The organism is Methanosarcina sp., assembly GCF_049706645.1.
Classification (GTDB): domain Archaea; phylum Halobacteriota; class Methanosarcinia; order Methanosarcinales; family Methanosarcinaceae; genus Methanosarcina.
Map to the genome: position 1 here is coordinate 1 of NZ_JBNAKP010000067.1, position 5,052 is coordinate 5,052.

Below are 5,052 nucleotides of genomic sequence, written 5' to 3' on the forward strand. Positions count from 1 at the left end.
AAACTTGAAACTACTTCACTGAAGCTTGGATTCAAGATAATCAATCGAACTCATGGTTACGAAAATAATTTTTAAATTCTTAATGATGTAGAAATAAACTTGGTTTTGGGATAGGCTCATTTAAAAATTTTAACCGCACTGTCGGGAAAATCTAATTTAACAAAAGATCAAAATATTCTGACGTAGACCTAATTGGAATCAAAGGGCATATATGTTCCTCACTTTTGAGGGGTTTTATAAGATTAAAAAGAATAAAAACATACTTTTTATCTATTCATAATACTTCTCCATTAACACATTTTTTCTACTTAATAACACTAATGTAGTGAAATCAAAGTCAGAAGTTCTATAATAATATTAGTTATTCATAATTTACAAGACTAATAAAATTTTTACTCCAATAAAATCTTTCGCAAAGTTATTTTGCAGAAGTCCTTTCATCAATCACTCAAAATGAAAGATAATTAGTCGCTAAACTCAATCTTACCTGTATATCCAGGAAAGTTTTCTCTAAACTGCGTCTCATAATTTTTAGGAATAATTATCATTACTATGTCAGATAACTGAAAGTCAATATTATTAATTGCTCTCCATTCTCTTTCAAAATAATAATTGCTAGGGTCACTATCCTCTAAATTACTATTCCAAACTTTAAAATGGCTAAAAATATTAGTTAGAAAAAGATATATTTCCCAAGTATCTCGATATTCATCTTCCGATTTCTGGCAATAAGGCAAATATTTTGATATAAAATACCACATTGCTTTACTACAATTTTCTTGATAATAATCGGTTTTTTTAGTTAATTCTAACATATTAGTAGAAAAATTCATTTTATACACCAATGAATTTTCGTCAATATAGAAAACTGGATTAACTCCTTTCTTAACCAAAAAAGATTTGGAAAAACCAATTCCAAATTTACTATATTTTTCCATATGTATTTTTAATTGATCTTTAGGAATATCTGCAAAACAAACACATTCTGGAATGAACATTTCGTTTATTTTTCGTTCTTTGAATGAATCAATTTTAATTTGTCCTGGATTGACTGAGTTTTCATGGGGTGGGAACGTTAACCATCCGTCTTTTATAATTTTAGTTAACAGTTCATATTGTTCATCTTCACTTTTAACTGAGCGCCCTAAGAAATGGTATAGCACGTTTGATACATAATTTTGATTTATAATTTATTCCTCCTACAAAATGGGAAACACAATTACCAAAAAACAAAAATTAGCTTATTTTATTAAGCTGAACAAGTGTGAGAAATTATATTTTACCTTTTTCAATTGCTTCATTTAAAGTATCCTCTGCTTTTTGGGATACATTTGATAAAACATATTCTGATGCGAGAAATAAAAAAAGGAGTTGGACAGTTTGAATTTCTTCTGGAGCTATAATACCACCATAATCATTAGATAGTCGATAGACCCGATTTATAAAAATTGCAATGAAACATGAAGTTGTTATTGAAAAATGAATTGATAAGTATCTAAAATATTTATTTAAAGTTTTCTTCATTATAATTGAAGTTAAAGGAATTTTATGAACTTTTCGAGCTACTTCTAAAAAATTTGAAAATATAATCAAAAGAATAACGTAAGCACCTATTGCATATTGATATTTAAATACATGAATACTATAGGAGTTATGTCCAAATGTTGAGTCTTTTACTAATAGATATAAATCAAATACAGAAGCAACAAAAGGAACACCAACAGCATAAATATAATAAAAATAAGTAAATTTCTTTACTGTACCCTTTTTTCTCAATTGCTTTAAGAAAAGTTTTTTGATTATCTTTGATTGAAGACTTACAGAATCTTTAGAACTAATTGGTTCTTTATAATTTTCTAGTAATTTTTGTTTGTATTTTAACTTAAATTCTAAAAAGCTAGGTGTTGAATTTAAATAGAAAAATATAATGTATATCAACATAGTAAAAAGAATTGAAAAAGCAAAATAATCTATAAAAGACATTATTTTAAGATTAATTGGATTACTATATGTTAATCCACCGGCTAGTACCGTTAATGTCGAAATTGCATTAATTTCAGGATTATTCGTATCAATTGGATCATAAATGAAAGCTATTGTAAGATATTTTACAAAATAAATTGCATTAAGGAAAATAACATAACTACCAAGAAACATATAAAAATTGCTTTTGATATTTGCTTTAAAATTATCATCATATTCGATATTTGAATAACTAAATATAATAGAGTTTAAAGAAATAGTGATGTGAATAAAGATTATAAAAGCAAATAAGAAGTTTAATGCGAAATATTTTAAATTGAATGAAGTGGGATCTAAAAAATAATAATCAATCTGTTCTGATACAACTTTTGCAGAAAGAATAGATATAATTAAAAGTATAATTAACAATAGTATCGACTTAGTTGGTTTATAAGCAACTAAGTCTGATAAGTTATCAAAACTCTTACTTTTAGCTTTATTGCTACTATTAGCCCTTCTGTATCCTTTCGTCAATAAAAGAATACTTTTCTCAAATAAAATTAAAAACCAAAACCAAATCTCAAATTGTAGTATGAGCAAAATCGTCATCTCTATTAGTGCAGTGTTAGCCAATCTGGGATTGATCCAGAACTCTGGATCATAATGGCTAATAAAAGAGTTTGTAACAATTGAGGGGATTTTAGTCACACTAAGAGTAATATAAAAAGTTAACCAATAAATAGAAGGAAGATATTCCTTTAGTGTTTGTTTCCAAGATAAGACACGAGAGCACTTAAAAAATAAAGTATCATAATTAATTCTCACTGATAAGATTTTTGTAAATATTATTAAATTTAAAAAATATGTAAGTATCATTATTATTATGATATCTAAAGAATTTATATTTGAAAATAAAAAAATCGCTAGTTTCGGTACATGAGCTATAATCGTAAAAATTATAATTAAAATAAAATATATTGATATATTAAATACATTTTTAATAATTGATTTGCAGTTAATTAAGCAGAAAAATCTCTTAAATCCTAAAAATATATCATTTTGTTTAACAGTAAGTCTCTTTGAACTCATTTAAATAGTAATTCACTAGGTGATATTAATTCATTTCTAATTGAGTCAATAAATGCCTCGTAAACTTAAATTCTCAAAGCTAAGTTTTCCTAAGCTTAAGCTCTCCTCAAATACGAATATATAAAGAGATAAAAAACATGGAATAATATTTTTAAATACTTTTTACATTTTCCCTTGTGTCATTACCTGTAAAATTCAAACTGTTTTACTTTTTATTGTAAATATTTACACGTTCGCCCACTAACTGTTTACACAATTTACTGTAAATTTACTTAATTTACAATTGACATGTAAAAACATACATATTTTACTCTTTCCTTTAAATAGTGTTTTTACCAATTTTACAAAAATATACACATTTACATATTCTTAATACATAAAATTAATTTCCTCTCTTCTCCCCTCAACATATTCCGCTAATTCAAACCCTTTTCTTTCTATTACTTTCCTTCTTGGAATAAGCTTCCCTTCATATTTTGTTCTTTCACTCATTTGGGTTTCATAAGCCTTACTTAGCTTGTCTGTTCCTCCCTCTCTTAACCGAAGGCAATACTTATCAGTTCTCAAAAATCTCTTTTAGAAACTATATAACCCCTTAAGCAGTTTTAGATTTTTCAATATATTTTCCCTCTAAAAGCTCATGTACGTTAATATGCTAGTCTCCGATTTTCGTTTTCATCTCATACAAAGAACCTATAAAACTAGGTCTGAAAAAAGATTATAAAAGAAATTATAAAAAGGCACAGGAATAATAGAAAAAGTTCCCGCGCCTCTAAGAAAAAAAGTTGACTTGGCGGCGAAGAATTTCAGGATTTCTTAAAAAGCCCGCAGGAATGAATTTTCTGTCGAATCTTTTTCCTGGATTACTCTATCTTTCCTTCTGCTTAGACTGTTCTGAGCTTTCTTTTTCCCTGAACTATCCTTATCTTTATTTTCACTCATTTATTCCGGCTTTTCTTTTTCCTTCCTGTACCTGTGCAGGGCTACTTCAATGCTGCTGTACAGGTCTTTCTCGTCAAAGGGTTTTATGATATAACCGAAAGGTTCGGTTCTCTTGGCCCGCTCAAGAATGTTATTATCGGAATAAGCAGTCAGGTAAACAACCGGGACATCAAACCTTTCCCTGATTTCCTTTGCAGCTTCTACGCCGTCCATATCACCTTTTAACATGATATCCATAAGCACGACATCAGGGAAAGTGCTCTCAGCCTTGCTTATGGCATCCTCTCCGGACGAGGCTACCCCGGTAACCGTGTACCCCAAACTCTTTAACATTCGCTTTATTCCCATTGCAACAATGTGTTCGTCCTCAACGACAAGAATCCTGCCTTCTGCCATTTTTCTTCCTTCCGCCATTTTCACACCTTGTTTTAGATTTCAGCTCCTGAAAAATCTAATCTTAAACCCTGTTCCCCTGCTTCTGTCAAGCTCAATTTCCCCTTCAATCTGATCCACAAGCGTTGTCACCAGCTGAAGTCCAAGGGAAGTCGTATTCCGAAAGTCCAGTTTCTCAGGGAAGCCCATGCCATTATCCCTTACTATAAGGGTCAATCTATCTTGGCAATTCTGCACTGCACCGTTATGTCCGGTTCTTTCATTGTTAGGGTACCTGGATTTTCTTTTTCCGGAGCTCCCGGGGTTCTTTTCCTGCGAGGTAGAATTTTCTTTATTGCTGTTCAGCTCTTTACTTCTGTGCAGCTCGATATAAATCTCTCCTTCTTTCTCTCCGGCAAAGGCATGTTTCAGGGAGTTCGAGACCAGTTCATTGACAATTATTCCGAGGGGAACCGCCGTATCCATTCCCAGGAAAACTTTTTCAACATCCAGCTTCAGGCTTACTTTCCCGCTGTCCAGGGAATATGACTGGAACAGGTAATCCACAAGATTCTTAATATAATCTGCAAAGTCCACACTTACCATATCCTCGGACTGGTAAAGTTTTTCATGCACAAGAGCCATTGATTTGACCCTGTGCTGGCTGTCCCTGAAGGCTTCGGTTAC

Annotated in this window: 5 protein-coding genes; all 5 read right to left on the minus strand. The window is 30.6% G+C overall.

The annotated features are described in order from the left end of the window. Positions 1 to 464: 464 nt before the first annotated feature. Complete coding sequence (locus ACPK8D_RS16555) at positions 465 to 1,163, minus strand: abortive infection system antitoxin AbiGi family protein (protein ID WP_424718953.1); 699 nt, start codon at positions 1,161 to 1,163, stop codon at positions 465 to 467. 109 nt (positions 1,164 to 1,272) lie between these two features. After that, positions 1,273 to 3,051: a hypothetical protein gene (locus tag ACPK8D_RS16560; protein ID WP_424718954.1), complete on the minus strand. Its 1,779-nt coding sequence runs from the start codon at positions 3,049 to 3,051 to the stop codon at positions 1,273 to 1,275. A gap of 369 nt (positions 3,052 to 3,420) precedes the next feature. Next, a complete protein-coding gene (locus ACPK8D_RS16565; protein WP_424718956.1) occupies positions 3,421 to 3,543 on the minus strand; it encodes a hypothetical protein in 123 nt (40 codons plus the stop codon). A 450-nt stretch (positions 3,544 to 3,993) separates the two neighbouring features. Continuing rightward, positions 3,994 to 4,389, minus strand: coding sequence for a response regulator (locus tag ACPK8D_RS16570; protein ID WP_424718957.1), 396 nt, complete (start codon positions 4,387 to 4,389; stop codon positions 3,994 to 3,996). A 39-nt stretch (positions 4,390 to 4,428) separates the two neighbouring features. Continuing rightward, on the minus strand, positions 4,429 to 5,052 hold a 624-nt coding region (locus ACPK8D_RS16575), incomplete at its 5' end, for a sensor histidine kinase (protein WP_424718958.1).

Excerpts from the sequence above, each read along its gene's own strand:
- ACPK8D_RS16565 (WP_424718956.1), bottom strand. The coding sequence starts at position 3,543 with ATGAGTGAAAGAACAAAATATGAAGGGAAGCTTATTCCAAGAAGGAAA.
- ACPK8D_RS16570 (WP_424718957.1), bottom strand. The coding sequence starts at position 4,389 with ATGGCAGAAGGCAGGATTCTTGTCGTTGAGGACGAACACATTGTTGCA.
- ACPK8D_RS16560 (WP_424718954.1), bottom strand. The coding sequence starts at position 3,051 with ATGAGTTCAAAGAGACTTACTGTTAAACAAAATGATATATTTTTAGGA.